This is a genomic window from Cellulosimicrobium protaetiae, assembly GCF_009708005.2.
Classification (GTDB): domain Bacteria; phylum Actinomycetota; class Actinomycetes; order Actinomycetales; family Cellulomonadaceae; genus Cellulosimicrobium; species Cellulosimicrobium protaetiae.
In genome coordinates, this window is sequence record NZ_CP052757.1 from 1,979,352 (window position 1) to 1,999,503 (window position 20,152).

At 73.8% G+C, this 20,152-nt stretch carries 12 protein-coding genes; 6 read left to right on the forward strand and 6 right to left on the reverse strand.

Annotated elements, in window-relative coordinates; all coding sequences use genetic code 11:
* The first annotated feature begins 76 nt into the window (after nucleotides 1-76).
* The 3 genes from FIC82_RS08375 to FIC82_RS08385 are packed head-to-tail and all read left to right on the forward strand — an operon-like array spanning nucleotide 77 to nucleotide 4,679.
* Nucleotides 77-1,036, forward strand: coding sequence for a carbohydrate ABC transporter permease (locus FIC82_RS08375; protein WP_154798245.1), 960 nt, complete (start codon nucleotides 77-79; stop codon nucleotides 1,034-1,036).
* Nucleotides 1,033-2,037 carry a carbohydrate ABC transporter permease gene (locus FIC82_RS08380; RefSeq protein ID WP_154798246.1) on the forward strand — a complete coding sequence of 335 codons (1,005 nt, stop codon included), beginning with the start codon at nucleotides 1,033-1,035 and terminating at the stop codon, nucleotides 2,035-2,037. Before FIC82_RS08375 ends, FIC82_RS08380 begins: the two co-directional genes overlap by 4 nt.
* Entirely contained in the window at nucleotides 2,034-4,679 is a 2,646-nt protein-coding gene (locus FIC82_RS08385; RefSeq protein WP_253691629.1) for a glycoside hydrolase family 2 protein, read from the forward strand. Before FIC82_RS08380 ends, FIC82_RS08385 begins: the two co-directional genes overlap by 4 nt.
* A 60-nt stretch (nucleotides 4,680-4,739) precedes the next feature.
* On the opposite strand, the gene FIC82_RS08390 is transcribed toward FIC82_RS08385, so the two are convergent.
* Nucleotides 4,740-6,269, reverse strand: coding sequence for an aminoglycoside phosphotransferase (locus FIC82_RS08390; protein WP_154798247.1), 1,530 nt, complete (start codon nucleotides 6,267-6,269; stop codon nucleotides 4,740-4,742).
* A gap of 165 nt (nucleotides 6,270-6,434) precedes the next feature.
* Here FIC82_RS08390 and FIC82_RS08395 point away from each other — a divergent pair, with 165 nt between their 5' ends.
* Nucleotides 6,435-6,584 (forward strand): hypothetical protein, encoded by a 150-nt coding sequence (locus FIC82_RS08395; RefSeq protein ID WP_154798248.1) that lies wholly within the window; start codon nucleotides 6,435-6,437, stop codon nucleotides 6,582-6,584.
* 9 nt (nucleotides 6,585-6,593) lie between these two features.
* Here the strand turns inward: FIC82_RS08395 and treS are convergent, their stop codons facing one another.
* Entirely contained in the window at nucleotides 6,594-8,399 is a 1,806-nt protein-coding gene (gene treS, locus FIC82_RS08400) for a maltose alpha-D-glucosyltransferase (protein ID WP_154798249.1), read from the reverse strand.
* On the reverse strand, nucleotides 8,396-10,489 hold the full coding sequence (locus tag FIC82_RS08405; protein ID WP_168731636.1) for an alpha-1,4-glucan--maltose-1-phosphate maltosyltransferase: 2,094 nt from the start codon (nucleotides 10,487-10,489) through the stop codon (nucleotides 8,396-8,398). Before FIC82_RS08405 ends, treS begins: the two co-directional genes overlap by 4 nt.
* Nucleotides 10,490-10,660: 171 nt before the next feature.
* Between FIC82_RS08405 and glgP the strand changes: the two genes are divergently transcribed.
* Together glgP and FIC82_RS08415 are read left to right on the forward strand one after the other, a co-directional pair.
* Complete coding sequence (gene glgP / locus FIC82_RS08410) at nucleotides 10,661-13,261, forward strand: alpha-glucan family phosphorylase (RefSeq protein WP_168731637.1); 2,601 nt, start codon at nucleotides 10,661-10,663, stop codon at nucleotides 13,259-13,261.
* A gap of 180 nt (nucleotides 13,262-13,441) precedes the next feature.
* Nucleotides 13,442-14,446 carry a hypothetical protein gene (locus FIC82_RS08415; RefSeq protein ID WP_154798252.1) on the forward strand — a complete coding sequence of 335 codons (1,005 nt, stop codon included), beginning with the start codon at nucleotides 13,442-13,444 and terminating at the stop codon, nucleotides 14,444-14,446.
* Between the two features lie 33 nt (nucleotides 14,447-14,479).
* Here FIC82_RS08415 and FIC82_RS08420 read toward each other — a convergent pair whose 3' ends face one another.
* From FIC82_RS08420 to glgX, 3 genes are all read right to left on the reverse strand, one after another.
* Nucleotides 14,480-15,736, reverse strand: a complete 1,257-nt coding sequence (locus FIC82_RS08420) for a hypothetical protein (protein ID WP_154798253.1) — start codon at nucleotides 15,734-15,736, stop codon at nucleotides 14,480-14,482.
* A 173-nt stretch (nucleotides 15,737-15,909) separates the two neighbouring features.
* Nucleotides 15,910-17,664, reverse strand: coding sequence for an FAD-binding dehydrogenase (locus FIC82_RS08425; RefSeq protein WP_154798254.1), 1,755 nt, complete (start codon nucleotides 17,662-17,664; stop codon nucleotides 15,910-15,912).
* A gap of 106 nt (nucleotides 17,665-17,770) precedes the next feature.
* A complete protein-coding gene (gene glgX, locus FIC82_RS08430; protein WP_418884347.1) occupies nucleotides 17,771-20,149 on the reverse strand; it encodes a glycogen debranching protein GlgX in 2,379 nt (792 codons plus the stop codon).
* Nucleotides 20,150-20,152: the final 3 nt, after the last annotated feature.

Consider the following 20,152-nt stretch of genomic DNA (forward strand, 5'->3'; position numbering starts at 1 on the left):
TGGCCGCCCTCGGCACGAGCCTCGCCGGCCCCGGCGAGCGACGACCCAGCGAGCACGAACGAAGGAGGCGACTGCGATGGCCGCGGTCACCGGACCAGCCGGTGCGCTCGGAGCGACGCGCCCGGCACGCCTGAGGGGACGACGACGTCCCGCACCGGGCGGGGGAGCGACCAAGGGCGGGTGGCGGGTCACGCCGTGGCTCTTCCTGCTCGTCCCCGTGGGCATGCTGCTGCTATTCACCTACGTCCCCGTGGCGAACATGGTGTGGTACAGCTTCACGTCCTGGGACGGGCTCGACCCCGTCAAGGAGCCCGTCGGCTGGAAGAACTACGTCGAGATCTTCACGCGACCCGAGATCTTCCGCGTGTTCCTCGTGAGCCTGTACTACCTCGTGGGCGCGGCCGTGCAGCTCGTCCTCGCGCTGTACTTCGCGACGATCCTCAGCTTCAGCACCCGCTTCCGGAACTGGTTCAAGGGGATCATCTTCTTCCCCTACCTCATCAACGGGGTCGCGATCGGGCTCGTCTTCCTCTACTTCTTCCGGCCCGGCGGAACCCTCGACGCGTTCCTCGCCGCGTTCGGGTTCACGGGCCCGCCGCTGTGGCTCGGCGACCCGTCGCTCGTCAACGTCTCGCTCGCCGCGACGAGCGTGTGGCGCTACATGGGCCTGAACTTCGTGCTCTTCCTCGGGGCGATCCAGTCGATCCCGAACGAGCTCTACGAGGCGGCCGACCTCGACGGCGCGAACGCCTGGCAGAAGTTCCGCTTCATCATCGCCCCCGGGATCCGCCAGATCATCGGGCTGTCGGTGATCCTCGCGGTGTCCGGAGCGCTGTCGGTGTTCGAGATGCCCTTCATCATGACGGGCGGCGCGAACGGGTCGGAGACGTTCGTCATCCAGACCGTCAACACGGCCTTCACGTTCTCGAAGGTCGGCCTCGCGTCCGCGATGGCCGTCGTCCTGCTCATCATCGTCCTGTTCATCTCCTGGGTGCAGCGACGCATCGTCCCCGACGAGAGAGGTGACCTCGTATGAGCGCCGCACCGCTGCGCACGTCCGCCGCGCAGGACGACGCCTCCCGGACGGAGGACGCCCCGGCACCCCGGACGGGCCCCGGTCCCCGCGACGTGCCCGCCCGCCCGCTCCCCGCGCCGTCGGCCACCGACCGGGTCCGGTCCGGCTGGGCACGCTGGACGCGCGGGGCGAGCCCGGTGCTCGGCCCGGTCGGCACGACGCTCAAGTACGTCTCGCTGGTCGCGGCGTGCCTCGTGGCGGTCGTCCCTCTCGTGACGATCTTCATGGCCTCGTTCAAGACGCAGGCCGAGTTCCGCGAGACCGGCCCGCTGGACCCGCCGTCGAGCTGGACCAACCTCGACAACTTCGTCACGGCGTTCACGCGCGGCGGCATGCTCCAGGGCTTCGTCAACACGACGATCATCCTCGTCGTCGCCCTCACCGGGACGATCATCATCGGCACGATGGCCGCCTACGCGATCGACCGCTTCACGTTCCGCGGCCAGCGGCTCGTCGTCGGGGCGTTCCTGCTCGCGACCCTCGTGCCCGGCGTCACGACGCAGGTCGCAACCTTCCAGATCGTCAGCGGCCTCGGCCTGTTCAACACGCGCTGGGCCGCGATCGTCCTGTTCATGGGCACGGACATCATCTCGATCTACATCTTCCTGCAGTTCATGAAGTCGATCCCGAGGTCGCTCGACGAGGCGGCCATGCTCGACGGCGCCAACCGTCTGACGATCTACGCGCGCATCGTCTTCCCGCTGCTCAAGCCCGCGATCGCGACCGTGATCATCATCAAGGGCATCGCGATCTACAACGAGTTCTACCTGCCCTGGCTCTACATGCCGAAGCGGGACCTCGGCGTCATCTCGACGTCGCTGTTCCGCTTCAAGGGCCCCTTCGGCGCACAGTGGGAGGTGATCTCCGCCGGGACCGTGCTCGTCATCGTCCCGACGCTGGTCGCGTTCCTGCTGCTGCAGCGCTACATCTACAACGGACTGACCTCAGGAGCCACCAAGTGACGAGCACGACCGCCCCGACGCAGCCCTCTGCGACCGCCACCGCCGCGCCGGCGCCCGGCCTCACGCCACGGGTGCTCGTGCGCCGCGAGCTCCACGAGGGCTGGACCGCACGCGCCGTCGGCGGCCCGGTGCCCGCGCACGTCGAGGACGTCGCCGTCCCCGCCACGGTGCCCGGGAGCGTCCACACCGACCTGCTCGCCGCCGGGCTCATCCCCGACCCGTACCTCGACGACCACGAGAACCTCGTCGCCTGGGTCGGCCGGTGCGACTGGGAGTACCGCACGACGTTCGCGTGGTCCGCAGCCGACACCCCCGGCGCGGACCGCCACGACCTCGCGTTCGACGGGCTCGACACCGTCGCGACCGTCGTGCTCAACGGCACGCGGGTGCTGAGCAGCCGCAACCAGTTCCGGACGTACCGCGTCGGCGTGGCCGACCTGCTGCGCGAGGGCGAGAACGAGCTCGTCGTGACGTTCGCCTCGCCCGTGCGGTACGCGGACCGCGAGTCCCTCGCGCTCGGGTACCGGCCTCAGGTGAACAAGCACCCGTACAACGCGATCCGCAAGTCCGCGTGCAGCTTCGGCTGGGACTGGGGGATCGACGCGCCGTCGGTCGGCTTGTGGAAGCCCGTGCGCCTCGAGTCGTGGTCGACGGCGCGGCTCGCGGCCGTCCGTCCGCTCGTCTCGGTGGACCTGCCCGACGACGCCGCCTCCCGGGCGGGGCACCTCGCCACGGCGCCGGGTCGACTCGCGGTGCACGTCGACGTCGAGCGCCCGTCGGTGGTCCCGGACGACGGGGCGCTCGCCGTGCGCGTCGTGCTCCGCGGGCCCTCGGGCGAGCACGACGCCGAGGGGATCGTCTCTGCCGGGGCGACGACCGCCGTCGTGACCGTGGACGTGCCGGACGCCGCGCTGTGGTGGCCCCGCGGGTACGGCGACCAGCCGCTCCACGACGTCGAGGTGACGCTCTCCGACGGGGACGCCCGGCTCGACGGGTGGTCGGGGCGCACGGGGTTCCGCGACGCGCGGCTCGACCTCACGCCGGACGAGCACGGGACGTCGTTCACGGTCGTCGTGAACGGGCGCGAGGTCTGGGTCAAGGGCGCGAACTGGATCCCCGACGACGTGTTCGTGCACCGCGTGACGCGCGAGCGCTACGCCGCGCGGCTCGACCAGGCCGAGCTCGCGAACATGAACCTGCTGCGCGTGTGGGGCGGCGGCATCTACGAGGCCGACGACTTCTACGACCTGTGCGACGAGCGCGGCATCCTCACGTGGCAGGACTTCGCGTTCGCGTGCGCCGCGTACTCGGAGGACGAGCCGCTGCGCTCGGAGGTCGAGGCGGAGGCGCGCGACAACGTCACGCGCCTGGCCCCGCACCCGAGCCTCGTCGTGTGGAACGGGAGCAACGAGAACATCTGGGGGTTCGGGGCCTGGGGCTGGGACCTGCGGCTCGAGGGCAAGTCGTGGGGCCTCGGGTACTACACGGAGCTGCTGCCCGGCGTGCTCGCCGAGCTCGACGGGACGCGCCCGTACACGCCGTCGAGCCCGTGGTCCGGGACCCTGGACGTGCACCCCAACGACCCCGACCACGGCTCGATGCACTCGTGGGAGCTGTGGAACCGGCAGGACTGGCCGCGCTACCGCGACGACGTCCCGCGCTTCATGGCGGAGTTCGGGTGGCAGGGGCCGCCCACGTGGTCGACGCTCACGCGCGCGATCAGCGACGACCCGCTCACGCCCGAGTCGCCCGGGATGCTCGTGCACCAGAAGGCCGCGCAGGGCAACGACAAGCTCACGGACGGCCTCGTGCGGCACGTGCCGTTGCCGGACGACATGGACGACTGGCACTGGGCGATGTCGTGGAACCAGGCGGTCGCCGTGCAGGTCGCGGTCGAGCACCTGCGCTCGTGGGCGCCGCGCACGATGGGCTCGGTCGTGTGGCAGCTCAACGACTGCTGGCCCGTGACCTCGTGGGCGGCGGTCGACGGCGACGGTCGCGCCAAGCCGCTCCTGCACGCTCTCGCCCACGCGCACGCCGACCGGCTGCTCACGGTCCAGCCCCGGTCCGCCCAGGGCGCGGTCTCGTCGGGTGACTCGACCGACCGGCTCGTCGTCGTGGTCGCCAACGACACGGACGACGTGTGGTCGGGCGACGTCGTCGTGCGCAGGCTGTCGTTCGAGGGCGTGGAGCTCGGGGCCGCGAAGGTGCCCGTCGAGCTCGGCGCGCGCGGGACGACGAGCGTGCGTGTGCCGCGCGACGTCGCGACCGCGGGCGACGCGGCGGGCGAGGTGCTCGTCGCGACCCTGGGTGACGTGCGCGCGCTGTGGTGGTTCGCCGAGCCGCGCGACGCGTCGTTCACCCCGCCGCGCCTCGTCACCGAGGTGCACCGCGACGCAGGTGCCTGGGCGGTGCGCGTGACGGCCGAGAACATCGTGCGCGACGTCGCGCTGCTCGCCGACAAGGTCCACCCTGACCTGCGCGCGGACGACATGCTCGTCACGCTCCTGCCCGGCGAGTCCGCGACGTTCCGTGTCTCCGGGCCCGAGGAGGCGCTCGCCGCCGTCGAGCCCGGTGCCCTCGTCGCGCCGCGCGTGCTGCGCTCGACGAACCAGCTCGTCACCGGCCGCGGTCGGCGCTGACCCCGTCCCGGAGGGAGGGACCCGCTGACCGACCGGGTTCCTCCCTCTAGGCCTCCTGGGTCAGGTGTTCCCCGCGAGCAGCCGGTCCACCGCGGCGAGGGGGATGGGCTCCCAGTCCGGGCGGTTGCGCGACTCGTACACGACCTCGTAGAGCGCCTTGTCGAGCGTGAGCGCCCGGACGAGCGCCTCGGACGTCGCGCGGTCGACGCCCGCCGTGTCGGCCCGGTCGTACGCGTCGAGGAACGCGGTGCGTGCCTGGACGGCCCACGCGGCGTCGCGCGCGCGCCCGACGGCGGCCGCGTAGTCGAACGACCGCACGATCCCGGCGACGTCGCGCAGCGCGAGGTCCGGGCGTGTGCGTTCCGCGACGGGCCGCAGGGGCTCGCCCTCGAAGTCGAGCACCTTCCAGCCGAACCGGCGTGCGTGCAGCACCTGGCCGAGGTGCAGGTCGCCGTGGACGGTCTGGAGCCGGGGGAGCGCGTCGGGGACGCGCGTGACGTTCGCGAGCCGCGCGGACGTCCGGTCCCAGAACGCGGCGACGTCCGCCGCGCGCCGTCCGAGCGCGCTGGAGGACGCGACGGCCTCGTCCGCGCGCCGTCGCAGGTCCGCGACGAGCCAGCGCGCGTCGACGGGCGAGCCGACACCGAACGCGCTGCGGAGCGCGCCGTGCAGGTCGGCGAGGACGCGTCCCAGGTCGGCCGCGAGGTCGGCGAACGAGGCGTCCTGCCCCGCGTAGGAGCAGGCGAGGTCGAACCCGTCGCGCGCGCCCTCGACGAACTCGCTGAGGATCGCCAGGTGCGCGGAGCGGGTCGCTGCCGGACCCGCGCCGGTGCCCGACGGCGGCGCCCCGCCCCCCGCGGTCGGCTCTCCCGGTCGGTGGTCCACGCCCGGGTCGACGGCGGCCGGGTCGTCCGCCGCGTCCCACGTCACCTCGAGCCACGCGAGCGGCCGGGGAACCCCGGCCCAGCCCTGGGCCGCCAGCGCGCGGGGGATGGTGACGTCGGGGTTGGGTCCGATCGCGATGGCGCGCAGGACCTTGAGCATGCTCCCGCCGGCGACCCGCGGCAGCAGCACCGAGCTGTTCGACTGCTCGACGCTCAGCGCGCGTCCACCGGTGAGGTCGGTGTCGGCGTCGGGGCCTCCGCCGCGGGGACTCGCCCCGTCCGGTGCCGTGCCCGGGTTCTCCCACTCCGCCACGGCCAGGAGGGCCGCCCAGCACGCGGGGTGCGCGGCGCCGTCGTGCACGACCCACCCGCCGTCGTCGGCACCGCCCGGGGCGAGCGTCCCGATCGGCGCCGCGCCGCCCGGCGTCGCGCTGCCTTGGCTCTCGCTGCCCGGCGTCGCGCCGGTCGGCAGCGACACTGGCTCGAGCACGAGGGGCACCTGCACGACGAGGTCCACGCCGTCGCCGACGAGCCGCAGCAGGTGGAGCTCGACGTGCGTCCCCGGCCACGCGTCGTCGGGCGGTCCGGGCGTCGCGGCGGACGCCGGGACGTCGAGCGCGAAAGACAGCCACGGCACGTGGCGCACGGCGACTCCCTTGACGGGGTACCACCGCCGCGCGGGCAGCCAGGCGTCCAGGAGCTCCATGAGCTCCGCCGAGGGCGGGTCCGTCCGCCGTACCGTCACACGTGCCTCCCGGGTCCAGGTCGCCTACATGCCATCACGCGAGCGCCTCGCCCGCCGCACGAGGCGCTGTGGGTGGCGGCGCGCACACTGTCCGGACACGCCCACGGGCGCTGAGGAGGGATACCGATGGACTGTCCGCACCCGGCCGTCACGCTCACGGAGGAGCCGGTGCGACTGAGCCACTGCGTCTCGGTCGTGCACTGGTTCACGTGCGACGCGTGCGGGGAGCGCGCCGCGGTGGTCACCCGGACGGAGATGTTCCTGGACCGCGGGTGAGCCGCACGGTCAGGCGGGGTCGCTCACCACGAGCCAGTAGAAGTCGCGCGACCCCCACGTCATGACGACACGCTCGTCGTCGTCGACGGCGGGGAAGTGGGCCCCGCCGAACACGTCGGTGAGCGTCGCGCCGGCGTGCCCGGGCAGGTGCACCGAGGCCGAGCGCGCGGTCGCGGACAGGTTCGCGACGCACAGGATCGTCTCGGTGTCGGTGCGGCGCAGGAACGCGAGGATCGACTCGTTGTCGCACTCGAGCGCGACGAAGTCGCCCGTGCCGAACGCCTTGTGCCGTCGCCGGACCTTGAGCATCCCGTGCACCCAGTGCAGCAGGGACGTCGACTGCTCGAGCTGCGCCTCGACGTTGACGTAGCCGTAGTGGTGCACGAGCGACTGCACGAGCGGCAGGTACACCTTGCCGGGGTCGGCCGTCGAGAACCCGGCGTTGCGGTCGGGCGTCCACTGCATGGGGGTGCGCACCGAGTCGCGGTCGGGCAGCCAGATGTTGTCGCCCATCCCGATCTCGTCGCCGTAGTAGAGGCACGGGCTGCCCGGGAGGGAGAGCAGGAGGGCGTGCGCGAGCTCGACCTCCTTGCGTGAGTTGTCGAGCAGGGGCGCGAGCCGACGGCGGATGCCGACGTTCGCGCGCATGCGCGGGTCGGGCGCGTACCACCCGTACATGGACGCGCGCTCCTCGGTGGAGACCATCTCGAGCGTGAGCTCGTCGTGGTTGCGCAGGAACGTGCTCCACTGCGCGCCGGGCGGGATGTCGGGCGTGTCGGCGAGGATCTCGAGGACCTGGTTCGCGCGCTGGTCCCTGATCGCGTAGTAGATGCGGGGCATCACGGGGAAGTGGAAGCACATGTGGCACTCGGGCTCGTCCTCGGTGCCGAAGTAGTCCACGACCTCGCGCGGCCACTGGTTCGCCTCGGCGAGCAGGATGCGCCCCGGGAACTCGGCGTCGACCATGCGCCGCACGCGCCGCAGGAACTCGTGCGTCTGCGGCAGGTTCTCGCAGTTGGTGCCCTCGGCCTCGTAGAGGTAGGGCACCGCGTCGAGCCGGAACCCGTCGACGCCCATCTGGAGCCAGAACCGCGCGACGTCGAGCATCGCGTCGGCGACGCGGGGGTTCTCGAAGTTGAGGTCGGGCTGGTGGGAGAAGAACCGGTGCCAGAAGAACTGGCGCCGCACGGGGTCGAACGTCCAGTTGGACGTCTCGGTGTCGACGAAGATGATGCGCGCGTCCTGGTAGCGCGTGTCGTCGTCGCTCCACACGTAGAAGTCGCCGTACGGGCCCTCGGGGTCGGCGCGCGACGCCTGGAACCACGGGTGCTGGTCGCTCGTGTGGTTCATGACGAGGTCGATGACGACGCGCATGCCGCGCGCGTGCGCCTCGCTCACGAGCTCCGCGAAGTCGGACGTGGAGCCGTACTGCGGGGCGATCGCGGTGTAGTCGGAGACGTCGTAGCCGCCGTCGCGCAGGGGCGACGGGTAGAACGGCGGTAGCCACAGCGCGTCGATCCCGAGCCACTGGAGGTAGTCGAGGCGGTCGATGAGGCCGCGCAGGTCGCCCGTCCCGCTGCCGTCCGAGTCGGAGAACGCGCGGACGATCACCTCGTAGAACACCGCGGTGCGGTACCAGTCCGGGTCGTCGGACAGGCCGGGGCGCGCGTCGACGGGCGCGGCCGGCTGGCGGCGCGGCGGGAGCGCCGCGACGGGGACCGGCGCGGTGATGGGCGGCACGGGGGCGGGGCCGGCAGCCGGCCCCCGGACGGGGTTCGGGATCTGGACCGGACGAGCGTCGCGGGGGAACGTCATGCGGGCCTCACGTGCACGACGTGCGCGACCTGGCGCATCGGCTCGAGCCGCACGTACACGTCCTGTCCCCAGCCGTAGCTCTCTCCGGACAGCTCGTCGTGCGCGACGAACGACGGCGCCCAGGGGTCGTGGCCGTCCGGGAGCGCCGGGAGGCCGAGGGCCTCGAGGTCGAGGTGCACGTTCGACTCCTGCGGGGAGTGGGGGTCGAGGTTCACGACGACGACGACGGTGTCGGCCTCGCCGGTCGGGGAGTGCTCGGCGGGCAGGTGCCGCGAGAACGCGAGCACCTGGTCGTTCGTCGTCGGGTGGACGGTGAGGTTGCGGAGCTGGCGCAGCGCGGGGTGGTCGCGCCGGACCTCGTTGAGCCGCGTGAGGAGCGTGGAGATCCCGATCTCCTCCGCGAGCGCCCAGTCGCGCGGCTTGTACTCGTACTTCTCGTTGTCGATCTGCTCCTCGACGCCCGGGCGGGGCACGTTCTCGACGAGCTCGTACCCCGAGTAGATCCCCCACGTGGGCGACCCGGTCGCGGCGAGCACCGCGCGCACCGCGAACCCGGCCACCCCGCCGTGCTGGAGGTACGGCGGGAGGATGTCGTGCGTCGTCGGCCAGAAGCTCGGCCGCATGTACGCTCCGGCCTCGCCCGAGACCTCCTCGAGGTACTCGGCGAGCTCGTCGCGGGTGTTGCGCCACGTGAAGTACGTGTACGACTGGTGGAACCCGATGCGCGCGAGCGTGTGCATCATCGCGGGCTTGGTGAACGCCTCCGAGAGGAACACGACCTCGGGGTTCGTCGCGCGCACCTCGGCGAGCAGCCACTCCCAGAAGTCGAGCGGCTTGGTGTGCGGGTTGTCGACGCGGAACGCCGTGACGCCCCGGTCGATCCACACGCGGACCACGCGCAGGACCTCGGCGTAGATGCCCTCGGGGTCGTTGTCGAAGTTGAGCGGGTAGATGTCCTGGTACTTCTTGGGCGGGTTCTCGGCGTACGCGATCGAGCCGTCGACGCGGGTCGTGAACCACTCGGGGTGCTCGGCGACCCACGGGTGGTCGGGCGAGCACTGGAGCGCGAGGTCGATCGCGACCTCGAGCCCGTGGCGCCGGGCCTCCTTGACGAACGCGCGGAACGTGCGGTCGCTGCCGAGCTCGGGGTGGATCGCGTCGTGGCCGCCGTCCTTCGAGCCGATCGCGTACGGGCTGCCCGGGTCGCCCGGGAGCGCGGTGAGGGAGTTGTTGCGGCCCTTGCGGTGGGTCGTGCCGATGGGGTGGACGGGCGTGAGGTAGACGACGTCGAAGCCCATCGCGGCGATCGCCGGCAGGCGGCGGGCAGCGGCAGTGAACGTCCCGGAGCGCCAGCGTCCGTCCTTGAGCCGCCGCGCGCCCTCGGAGCGCGGGAACATCTCGTACCACGCGCCCGCGAGCGCCAGCGGCCGCTCCACGCGCAGGGCGTACGTGGCCGACGCCGTCACGTGGTCGCGCAGGGGCGCGCGACGCAGGACGTCGCGCACCTCGGGCGACGTCGCGGCGGCGAGCCGGGCCTGCGCGGGCCGGCTCGCGTCGGCGAGCGCGGCGGCCGCGTCGGCGAGCGTGCGCGCGTCCTCGGGGGAGCGGGCTCCCGGGGTGCCGTCCGCGCCCGGCAGGGGGACGGCGTCGGCCAGGACGCGCTCGAAGAGCCGGACGCCCTCGGCCAGCATGAGGTCGACGTCGACGCCCGCCTCGATCTTGATCGTCGCGTCGTGGGACCACGTGCCGTACGGGTCGCTCCACGCCTCGACGCGCAGCGACCAGTCACCGACCGCGTCGGGGTGCAGCGTGCCGCGGAACCGGTCGAGGCCGGGCGCGACGTCGACCATCGGCGCGGTGCGCTCGGTCCCGTCGGGGGCGACGAGGACGGCGGTCGCCGCGACGGCGTCGTGCCCCTCGCGGAACACGGTCGCCTCGACCGGCACCATCTCGCCGACGACCGCCTTCGCGGGCCACCGGCCGCCCTCGACGACGGGCGAGACGTCCAGCACGGGGATGCGGCCGATCGGGGCGGCGGGGGCGGGGGCGGGCGAGCGGTGCGGCGCGCGGGCCGGAGGGGTCGTCGTCACACGCACAACGTATCGAGGCCGCCGGGGGCCAGGCACCTGGGAGCGGGGGTCGGCGCGTCGCACGTCCGTGCGCGCAGGCGGCGCGCACCCGGGTGAAAGTTCATGCAAGCGTTACGTGCGAGCGACAGCGCGAGGGTGTGCAGCGGCCCGCGCCCCCGTAGTCTCGTCCCCGTGAGAGCGATCCGACGGTTCACCGTCCGCACCCTGCTGCCCGCCGAGCTGCGCGACCTGGACGAGCTGGCGCACAACCTGCGCTGGTCCTGGCACGCCCCGACACGCGACCTGTTCGCCGGCATCGACCCCGAGGCGTGGGCGTCGACGCACGGCGACCCCGTCGCGCTGCTGGGCGCGCTCGGCCCGGAGCGTCTCGCGGAGCTCGCCGCGGACGGCGCGTTCGTCGAGCGCGTGCGCGCGGCGGCTGCCGACCTGCGGCACTACCTCGACGACGCGCTTTGGTACCAGCAGCGGGCGGCCTCGGACGAGGGGAGCGACTCGCTCCCGGCCGCGATCGCGTACTTCTCGCCCGAGTTCGGCATCACGTCGGTGCTGCCGCAGTACTCGGGCGGCCTCGGCATCCTCGCGGGCGACCATCTCAAGAGCGCGAGCGACCTCGGCGTGCCGATCGTCGGCGTCGGGCTCCTGTACGGCGCCGGGTACTTCAAGCAGTCCCTCACGCGCGACGGCTGGCAGGTCGAGACCTACCCGCTGCTCGACCCGGACGGCCTGCCCCTGACGTTGCTGCGCGACGACGACGGCACGCCCGCGCGCGTGTCTCTCGCCCTCCCGGGCGGGCGCACGCTGCACGCGCACGTGTGGGTCGCGGCCGTCGGGCGCGTGCCCCTGCTCCTGCTCGACTCGAACGTGCCCGGCAACGACGAGGCCGCGCGCAAGGTCACCGACCGCCTCTACGGCGGCGGCGGCGAGCACCGCCTCCAGCAGGAGCTCCTGCTCGGCGTGGGCGGCGTGCGCGCGCTGCGCCTGTGGTCGCGCCTCACCGGCGCGCCCGAGCCGGAGGTCTACCACACGAACGAGGGCCACGCCGGGTTCCTCGGTGTCGAGCGCATCCGCGAGCTCGTGGAGCAGGGCCTCACGTTCGACGAGGCGCTCGAGGCGGTGCGCGCCGCGACCGTGTTCACGACCCACACGCCCGTCCCGGCCGGCATCGACCGGTTCGGCCGCGACCTCGTCACGCAGTACTTCGGCGGCGACATGGCCGTCGACGGGCTGCCCGTGGAGCGGGTCCTCGCGCTCGGGGCCGAGGACTACGACGGCGGCGACCCGACCGTCTTCAACATGGCCGTCATGGGCCTGCGCCTGGGCGGTCGCGCCAACGGCGTCTCGCTGCTGCACGGCGAGGTCTCGCGCGGCATGTTCGAGGGGCTGTGGCCGGGCTTCGACGCGCGCGAGGTCCCCATCACGTCCGTGACGAACGGCGTGCACTCGCCCACCTGGGTGGACCCGGCGTTCGCGGCCCTCGAGGCCGACCGGCTCGGGCTCGACGAGCTCACGGCCGACGCCGCGTCGTCGGGCTGGCTGCGCGGTGCCGGGGACGGCGGCGTGAGCGACGGCGAGCTGTGGGCGATCCGCCGCGAGATGCGGGGCCGCCTCGTCGACGAGGCACGCCGCCGCGTGCGCAAGTCGTGGCGCGAGCGCGGCGCGACCCCGGCCGAGCTCGGCTGGGTCGACGACGTCCTGTCGCCCGACGTGCTCACCATCGGCTTCGCGCGCCGCGTGCCCACGTACAAGCGGCTCACGCTCATGCTGCGCGACCCCGAGCGGCTCAAGGCGCTGCTGCTGCACCCCGAGCGTCCGGTCCAGCTCGTCGTGGCCGGCAAGTCGCACCCCGCGGACGACCAGGGCAAGCGGCTCATCCAGCAGCTCGTGCGCTTCACCGACGACCCCGAGGTGCGCCACCGCATCGTCTTCCTGCCCAACTACGACATCGCCATGGCGCAGTCGCTCTACCCGGGCTGCGACGTCTGGCTCAACAACCCGCTGCGGCCGCTCGAGGCGTCGGGGACGTCGGGCATGAAGTCGGCGCTCAACGGCGGTCTCAACCTGTCGATCCTCGACGGGTGGTGGGACGAGTGGTTCGACGGCGAGAACGGCTGGGCCATCCCCACCGCGGACGGCGTGGAGGACGCGGACCGTCGTGACGACCTCGAGGCCGCCGCGCTCTACGACCTCGTGGAGCAGCAGGTCGCGCCCCGCTTCTACGACCGCGACACCGACGGCGTGCCCGGCCGATGGCTCGAGATGGTGCGCCACACGCTCGCGACGCTCGGGCCCAAGGTCCAGGCGACGCGCATGGTCGGCGAGTACGTCACGCGCCTGTACGCGCCCGCCGCCGCGGCCGGGCGGACGCTCGCCGCCGACGGGCTCGCCCCGGCGCGCGAGCTCGCGCACTGGAAGGAGTCCGTGCGGTCCGGGTGGTCGCGGGTGCGCGTCGACCACGTCGACTCGTCCGGCATCGGCGAGGTCCCGCAGGTCGGGGACCGCCTCACCGTGCGCGCGTACGTGTCGCTGGGCGACCTGCGCCCCGAGGACGTGCAGGTGCAGGTCGTGCACGGCCGCGTCAGCGAGGCCGACGTCATCGAGGAGTTCACCGCCGAGCCGCTCGCGCTCGCCGAGACGTACGAGGCCGGCCGCCACGCGTTCGCCGGCGACGTCGTGCTCGACGCGTCCGGCCCGTTCGGCTACACCGTGCGCGTCGTCCCGACGCACACCGGCCTCCCCAGCGTCGCCGAGCTCGGCCTCGTCGCCAACGCCTGACCCCTCGCGCGAAGTAGAGCCTCCGGTCGCGAGGTAGAACCCCGTGTGTTCTACCTCGCGACCGGAGGCTCTATCTCGCGGGACGCGGCCGGTGACGAGACTGGCGCATACCGCTAGCGGTTTTCCACAGGCCCCTGCCCAGCCCTGGCTGTGGCCGGCGTGCTCGGACAGTCTGTGCCCATGAGCACGGACGAGCACGAGGTCGAGCAGGCGCGTCGGACGGTGAGCCGTCCCCGGGACGCGCGACGTACGCCAGGGCGTCACGACGACTCGCGCGCCTCCGCGCCGTTGCCGTCGGTGGTCCGGTTCTCGACGGAGCGGCGCGCGGAGATCGTGGCAGGAGTCCGCCGCGGCACGCTCGTTCGGGTGCGTCAGGGCGTCTACGCGGCCCCGCCGGACCCGGCGGTCTCGCCGGCACAGCGTCGGCGCGAGGCCGTCGTCGCGCGCGCCGTGGCGCTCTCGGGACGGTTGACGACGGACTACTGGTTCAGCCACTCGACCGCCGCCGTCCTGCACGGCCTGTGGACCTGGCGGCTCGCGGACGAGGTCCACGTGACGCAGCTCGGGAACCCGTCCGTGCGCCGGACCGACCCGGGGCTCCGCAGGCACTGGACGTCGCTGCCCGAGAGCGACCGTGGCGAGCTCGACGCCCTCCCGGTCACCTCGTTAGAGCGCACGATCGTCGACTGCGCGCGCTCTCTCAGCCCGGTGGCGGGCATCGTGGTCGCGGACTCGGGGCTCCGCGCAGGCGCTGACGTCCGTCGGGTCGAGGCGGCCCTGGCGGCGGCCGCCGGTGGACGTGGCGTGCGGCGTGCGCGTCAAGTGCTCGCCGAGGCAGATGCGCGCTCGGAGTCGCCGGGCGAGAGCCTGGTCCGCTGGTTGGTGGTCGACGCCGGCCTCCCGCGCCCCGAGCCGAACCTCGCGGTGACCACATGGCGAGGCTCGTACCGGTTGGACCTCGCGTGGACGACGCACCGCGTCGCGGTGGAGTTCGACGGAGCGGTCAAGTACTCCGGCGGCGAGTACGGCGATCCGCGGGGACGGCTGCTCGCGGAGAAGGCTCGGCACGACGCGCTGGTGGAGGCCGGTTGGCTCGTCCTGCGGGTGACGTGGAACGACCTCGCCGAACCTGACGTGCTTCTCCGTCGCATCCGGGCAGCGCTCGCGCGACGCTCCGCGAGATAGAGGCTCCCGTCGCGACGTAGAGCTCCGCGCGCTCTACCTCGCGACCGGAGGCTCTACCTCGCGGCTGTCCAGGAGGGTGAGGTAGCGGGAGCGGGTGCGGACGACGTCGGCGAGCTGGGTCTCGATGCCGTCGACGAACTCCTCGCGGTAGACGGCATCGACCTGGACGGAGATCGCGTAGTACAGGCCGGTGAAGGTCGCGATCGCGACCGAGACGCGCAGGAGGGTCTGCGTCACCACCAGGTCGGCCCCGCCGACCCCGCCACCGCCGGCGAGCGACACCGTCTGGCGCCACGTGCCGCCGTCGACGTCCCAGAGCGCCATGACCTCGGGTGTGACGGTGAGCGTCCCGAGCGCCATGAAGAACACGCCCATGCCGAGGCTCACGACGAGGACCTGGAGGAGCTGGCTGCTCGCGATCATCGTCGCGAGGTTCGCCGTCTGGCCCCGGCTGAAGCGCGTCGCGCGCTCGTGACCGGGCAGCCGTGCGGCCGTCTCGGCGAGCGCCTCGCGCGCCTCGGCGGGGGAGCGCAGGCCGACGAACAGCACGACGAGGAGGGCGAAGAACGCGCCGAGCACGAGGTCCGCGACGCCGTGCGTGCGGTCGAACACCTGCCACACCTCGGCGTTGTAGAACAGGACGAGCGAGAACACGAGGAGCAGCGGGAGCAGCCGGACGAGCCGCAGGAGCGCGGCCCCGAGCTCGTCGGTGACGCGCGCCAGACCCCACCACAGCGACGACAGCACGCCGTACCCGACGACGACGCGCACCACCGCGAGCAGGACGAGGTTGCCGACGACGGTGAGCAGCGCGTCGCCCCACTGGCCGCCGAACACGAGCGGCAGGAGCGCCGGGACGAGCACGAAGAACGCGAGCTCGGGGACGCCGACCGACTGGGGGAGGGTCGACCACGGCCGCGCGCGCAGCACGTTGAGCCCCGCGTACGCCCCTGCGACGATCGCGGCGCCCCCGAGGAGCGCGAGCGCGTTCGCCCAGGCGGGCCAGCCGGACCGGACCGCCCCGGTGAGCTCGGCGAGCAGCACGACGAGCAGGAACGGCGCGGATCGGCCGAACACGTCACGGTCGAGCGAGTGGCCCTCGACGAGGAGGGGCAGCCCGTTGCGGCGGAAGACGCGCTCGCACCCGGCGATGTCGGGCAGTGCGGGGTCCGGCTCCGGGCCGGGCTGCTCGACGACGCCCGGACCGGCCGGCCCGTCGGGCTCGACCGGTCCCGTGCCCGAGGTGGGGCCGGACGGCCCGGGTCGGGACGCGTCGTCGTGCGCGCTCATGCTCGGTGACCCTACCGGCCGAGGTGCCACGCCCGACGGACCCTGACGGCCGGTTCTCCGAGACCAAGGTTCTACCCGCGCGACCAGGCTTCTGTCTCACGCGACCAAGGTTCAACCTCGCGCGACCAGGGCTTGCTCGGCGGGCCAGGGGGTCTCCTTCGTGCGGCCGGGGCTCAGGCGAGCTCCGCAGCGAGGGCGCGGCCCGCCACGCGGCCCGAGTAGAGGCAGCCGCCGAGGAACGTGCCCTCCAGCGCGCGGTGGCCGTGCACGCCGCCGCCGCCGAACCCGGCGGCCTCGCCCGCGGCCCAGAGGCCCGGCAGCACGGATCCGTCCGCGCGCAGCACGCGCGCGGACGTGTCGGTCCAGAGCCCGCCGAGCGTCTTGCGCGTGAGCACCGAGAGGCGGACGGCGAGCAGCGGGCCGTCCTTGGGCGTCGTGATCGGCCGCGGCGGCGACACCCGGATGAGCCGGTCGACACGGTAGCGCCGTGCCATCGCGGTCGCGACGACCTGGGGGTCCTTGCCGAGGCCGGTGCGGACCTGCTCGTCGCGCAGGTGGATCAGCCGGGCGAGGGCGGCGCCGTCCACGTGGCCGCGCGAGCCCGGCGTCGAGTCGACGAGCGCGTTCATCCCCGCGGCGAGCTCCTCGGGCGTGTCGGCCCAGACGAACTCGGGCGACTGCTCCGCGAACCGCGCGACGGGGCCGACGGCGCGCGGCAGGACGCGCTGGGCGAGCAGCCTGACGTCCTTGCCGGTGAGGTCGGGGTTCTGCTCCGAGCCGGACAGCGCGAACTCGGACTCCATGATCGCCTTGTTGAGCACGAACCAGGAGTGGTCGTCGCCGCGCTCGGCGACGTGCTGCAGCGCGCCGAGCGCGTCGAACCCGGGGAATAGGGGCGCGGGCAGCCGGTTGCCGTCGGCGTCGAGCCACAGCGAGCTCGGGCCGGGCAGGATGCGGATGCCGTGGTCGGTCCAGACGGGGGAGTGGTTCGCGATGCCCTCGGGGTAGTGCCACATGCGGTCCTCGTGCACGAGCGCGGCGCCCGCGTCGGCGGCGACGCCGATCATGAGCCCGTCGGTCGAGTCGGGGACGCCGGAGAGCATGCGCGCGGGCAGCCGGCCCGCCGTCTGGGGCCACCGCGAGCGCACGAGCTCGTGGTTCGCGCCGATCCCGCCCGACGTCACGACGACGGCGCTCGCCGCGATCTCGACCTCGCCGACGACCTCGCGCGACGACGGTGCGCCGCGCTCGACGTCCGACGGCGCGAGGACCTCCGCGCGCACGCCCGTCACCGCGCCGTCGGTCACGACGAGCGACGTGACGCGGTGGCGGAACCGCAGGTCGAGCAGCCCGGCGGCGCGGGCGTCGAGCGCGGCGCGCACGAACGGCTCGAGGATCGCGGGACCGGTGCCCCAGGTGACGTGGAAGCGCGGGACGGAGTTGCCGTGCCCTCCCGCGGCCGTCCCGTCGGCCCCCGAGGTCACCGGGTACCCGCCGCGCTCGGCCCACTGCACGAGCGGGAACCACCGCACGCCCTTGTCGTGCAGCCAGCCGCGCATCTCGCCCGCGGCGAAGTCGACGAAGCCGCGCGCCCAGGCGTACCCGTGGCGGTCGGGGCCCTCACCGCGGTCGGCGCCGGGCGCGAACCGCGCGGACCCGAGCCAGTCGTCGAACGCGAGCTCGGCGGAGTCGGTGACGCCCATGCGCCGCTGCTCGGGCGAGCCGACGAGGAACAGGCCGCCGAACGACCACCACGCCTGCCCGCCGAGGCTCGCGGCGGGCTCCTGGTCCAGCAGGACGACGCGCCGCCCGGCCGCGGTGAGCTCGGTCGCCGCGACGAGCCCGGCGAGGCCGGCCCCCACGACGACGACCTCGGGGTTCTCGATCGTTGGGGAGCTGACGGAGGAGTCGACCGCGCTGTCACTCATGCGGGAAGAGTAGAGCACGTGTCCAGCCACCGGCAGGCCCGGGTAGTCGTGCGCGACCACGCCTCTACCTCGTGCCACCACGCCTCTACCTCGTGCGACCGAGCCTCTACCTCGGCGGGGTGGAGACGTAGACGCGCAGGCTCAGGGCCTCGAGCGCGACGACGTCTCCCGCGCGGGCGGTGCCGTCACCGTTCGCACGGTCCCGGTCCTCGGGGTGCTCCCAGTCCGAGTCCCACGCGAGGTCCCAGCGCTCGGCGTCCGCGTCCGAGGCGGCGCGCACGCCCGGCAGCGTGACGTCGACCGGGTCGAGCCCGCCCGCGAGCACCATGAGCACGTCGGCGTCGCCGGGCTCCGGGGCGGTGCGCAGCATCTGCAGCGTCCGGACGGCGGGGTCGTGCCAGGCGGAGTGGTCGAGGAGCTCGCCGTCGGCGTCGAACCACACGAGGTCGGGCACGCCCACGTCGCTCCCCGGTCCCCGTGCGCCGGCACCCCCGCCCGAGGAGTCGCTGGGCCGCGGGCGGCCGGTGTAGAACGTGTCGGGGCGCAGCGCGGGGTGCTCGCGCCGCAGGGCGAGCAGGTACCGCGCCGTCGCGAGCAGGTCCTTGCGCCACGGCGAGAGGTCCCACGACACCCAGGACGTCTCGTCGTCCTGCACGTAGGCGTTGTTGTTGCCGCGCTGCGTCCGCCCCATCTCGTCGCCCGCGGTGAGCATGGGGGTGCCGGCGGCGAGGACGAGGGTCGCGAGGAGGTTGCGGATCGACCGGCGGCGCAGGGGCGCGATCTCCACTCCGATCCCGAGCGCGTCGATTCCCGCGCCCGGCCCCCCGCCCGCCCGCGCGTCGGGTGCCGCGACCGGGCCCTCGAGACCGTGGTTCCAGGAACGGTTGTCGTCCGTCCCGTCGCGGTTGTCCTCGCCGTTCGCGAAGTTGTGCTTGTGGTCGTACGCGACGAGGTCGGCGAGCGTGAACCCGTCGTGCGCGGTCACGTAGCTCACCGACGCGACGGGTCCGCGCAGCAGCGGCGGGTCGGAGTGGCCGAACAGGTCCGCCGACCCCGCGAGGCGGGTCGCGAGGTCGCGCACGCCGTGGCCGGGCCGCCCGTGGGACGCCTCGCGCGCGTCGGCGAGCCAGAACTGCCGCGCCGCGTCGCGGAACCGGTCGTTCCACTCGGCGAGCGGCGGCGGGAACTGGCCGGTCCGCCAGCCGCCGGGTCCCACGTCCCACGGCTCCGCGACGAGCTTGAGCCCGCACAGCACCGGGTCCGTCTGCAGGGCGACGAGGAACGGGTGGTCGGGGTCGAACCCGGCCGCTCCGCGCCCGAGCGTGACCGCGAGGTCGAACCGGAACCCGTCGACCCCCACGACCTCCGCCCAGTACCGCAGTGAGTCCAGGGCGGCGCGCACCACGGCCGGGCGCCGGAAGTCGAGCGAGTTGCCCGTCCCGGTGACGTCGGCGAGCCGGGCGGGCGAGCCGCCGTCGTGCAGGTAGTAGCCGGCGTTGTCCAGCCCGCGCCACGACAGGTGGTACCCGTCGGCGCCGCCTTCGCACGTGTGGTTGTGCACGACGTCGAGCAGCACCTCGATCCCCGCCTCGTGCAGCAGGTGGACCATGCCGCGGACCTCGTCGAGGACGGCGCCCGGCCCGGCCTCCCGCGCCGCGCGCGTCGCGTACGCGGCGTGGGGCGCGAAGAACCCGAGCGTCGAGTAGCCCCAGTAGTTGGTGCGGCCGCTCGCGAGCAGGTGCGGCTCCGGCACGTTCGCGTGCACCGGCAGGAGCTCGACCGTCGTCACGCCGAGCGACCGCAGGTGCTCGATCGTCACCGGGTGCGCGACGCCCGCGTACGTGCCGCGCAGGTGCTCGGGCAGGGCCTCGAGCCGCTGCGTGAGGCCGCGCACGTGCGCCTCGTAGATCACGGTGTCGCGCCACGGGACGCGCGGCCGGGGCGCCAGGGTCCCGGTCGGCTCGGCGACGACGACCGCGTGCGGCACGAACGGCAGCGAGTCGGTCGCGTCCGCCGGGCCGTACGGGTCGCTCCCGACCTGGCCGTGGACCGCCGGGTCGTCGACCAGCTCGCCCACGAGGCCGCGCGCGTACGGGTCGACGAGCAGCTTCGCGGGGTTGTGCCGCAGCCCGGCCGCGGGCTCCCACGGCCCGTGCGCGCGGAACCCGTAGCGCTGCCCCGGCCGGACGCCGGGGACGTGGGCGTGCCAGACGCCGTACGCCGGCCCGGCGAGCGGGACGCGGCGCTCGCGGTAGCGGGCCGGGTCGTGGGCGGGCAGCGACGCGTCGACCACGTCCACGAGGCACAGCTCGACGGCGGTCGCGTGCGACGCGAGGACGGCCACGTCCACGCCGTCGCCCGCGACGCGGACGCCGAGCGGCGGCACGAGAGCGTGCCGGTCGACGGGCCCCGTCGGGAGCGGGAGCGCTGCCGGGACGGTGCCGGGGGTCGGTTCGGGGACGGCGGAGGGGCGGGGCACGTGCACCCG

What these genes read in the sequence shown, in the direction of transcription:
- treS (WP_154798249.1), bottom strand. Translation starts at nt 8,399, where the DNA reads ATGACGTTCCCCCGCGACGCTCGTCCGGTCCAGATCCCGAACCCCGTC.
- FIC82_RS08425 (WP_154798254.1), bottom strand. Translation starts at nt 17,664, where the DNA reads ATGAGTGACAGCGCGGTCGACTCCTCCGTCAGCTCCCCAACGATCGAG.
- FIC82_RS08415 (WP_154798252.1), top strand. Translation starts at nt 13,442, where the DNA reads ATGAGCACGGACGAGCACGAGGTCGAGCAGGCGCGTCGGACGGTGAGC.
- FIC82_RS08375 (WP_154798245.1), top strand. Translation starts at nt 77, where the DNA reads ATGGCCGCGGTCACCGGACCAGCCGGTGCGCTCGGAGCGACGCGCCCG.
- FIC82_RS08395 (WP_154798248.1), top strand. Translation starts at nt 6,435, where the DNA reads ATGGACTGTCCGCACCCGGCCGTCACGCTCACGGAGGAGCCGGTGCGA.
- FIC82_RS08380 (WP_154798246.1), top strand. Translation starts at nt 1,033, where the DNA reads ATGAGCGCCGCACCGCTGCGCACGTCCGCCGCGCAGGACGACGCCTCC.
- FIC82_RS08420 (WP_154798253.1), bottom strand. Translation starts at nt 15,736, where the DNA reads ATGAGCGCGCACGACGACGCGTCCCGACCCGGGCCGTCCGGCCCCACC.
- FIC82_RS08390 (WP_154798247.1), bottom strand. Translation starts at nt 6,269, where the DNA reads ATGGAGCTCCTGGACGCCTGGCTGCCCGCGCGGCGGTGGTACCCCGTC.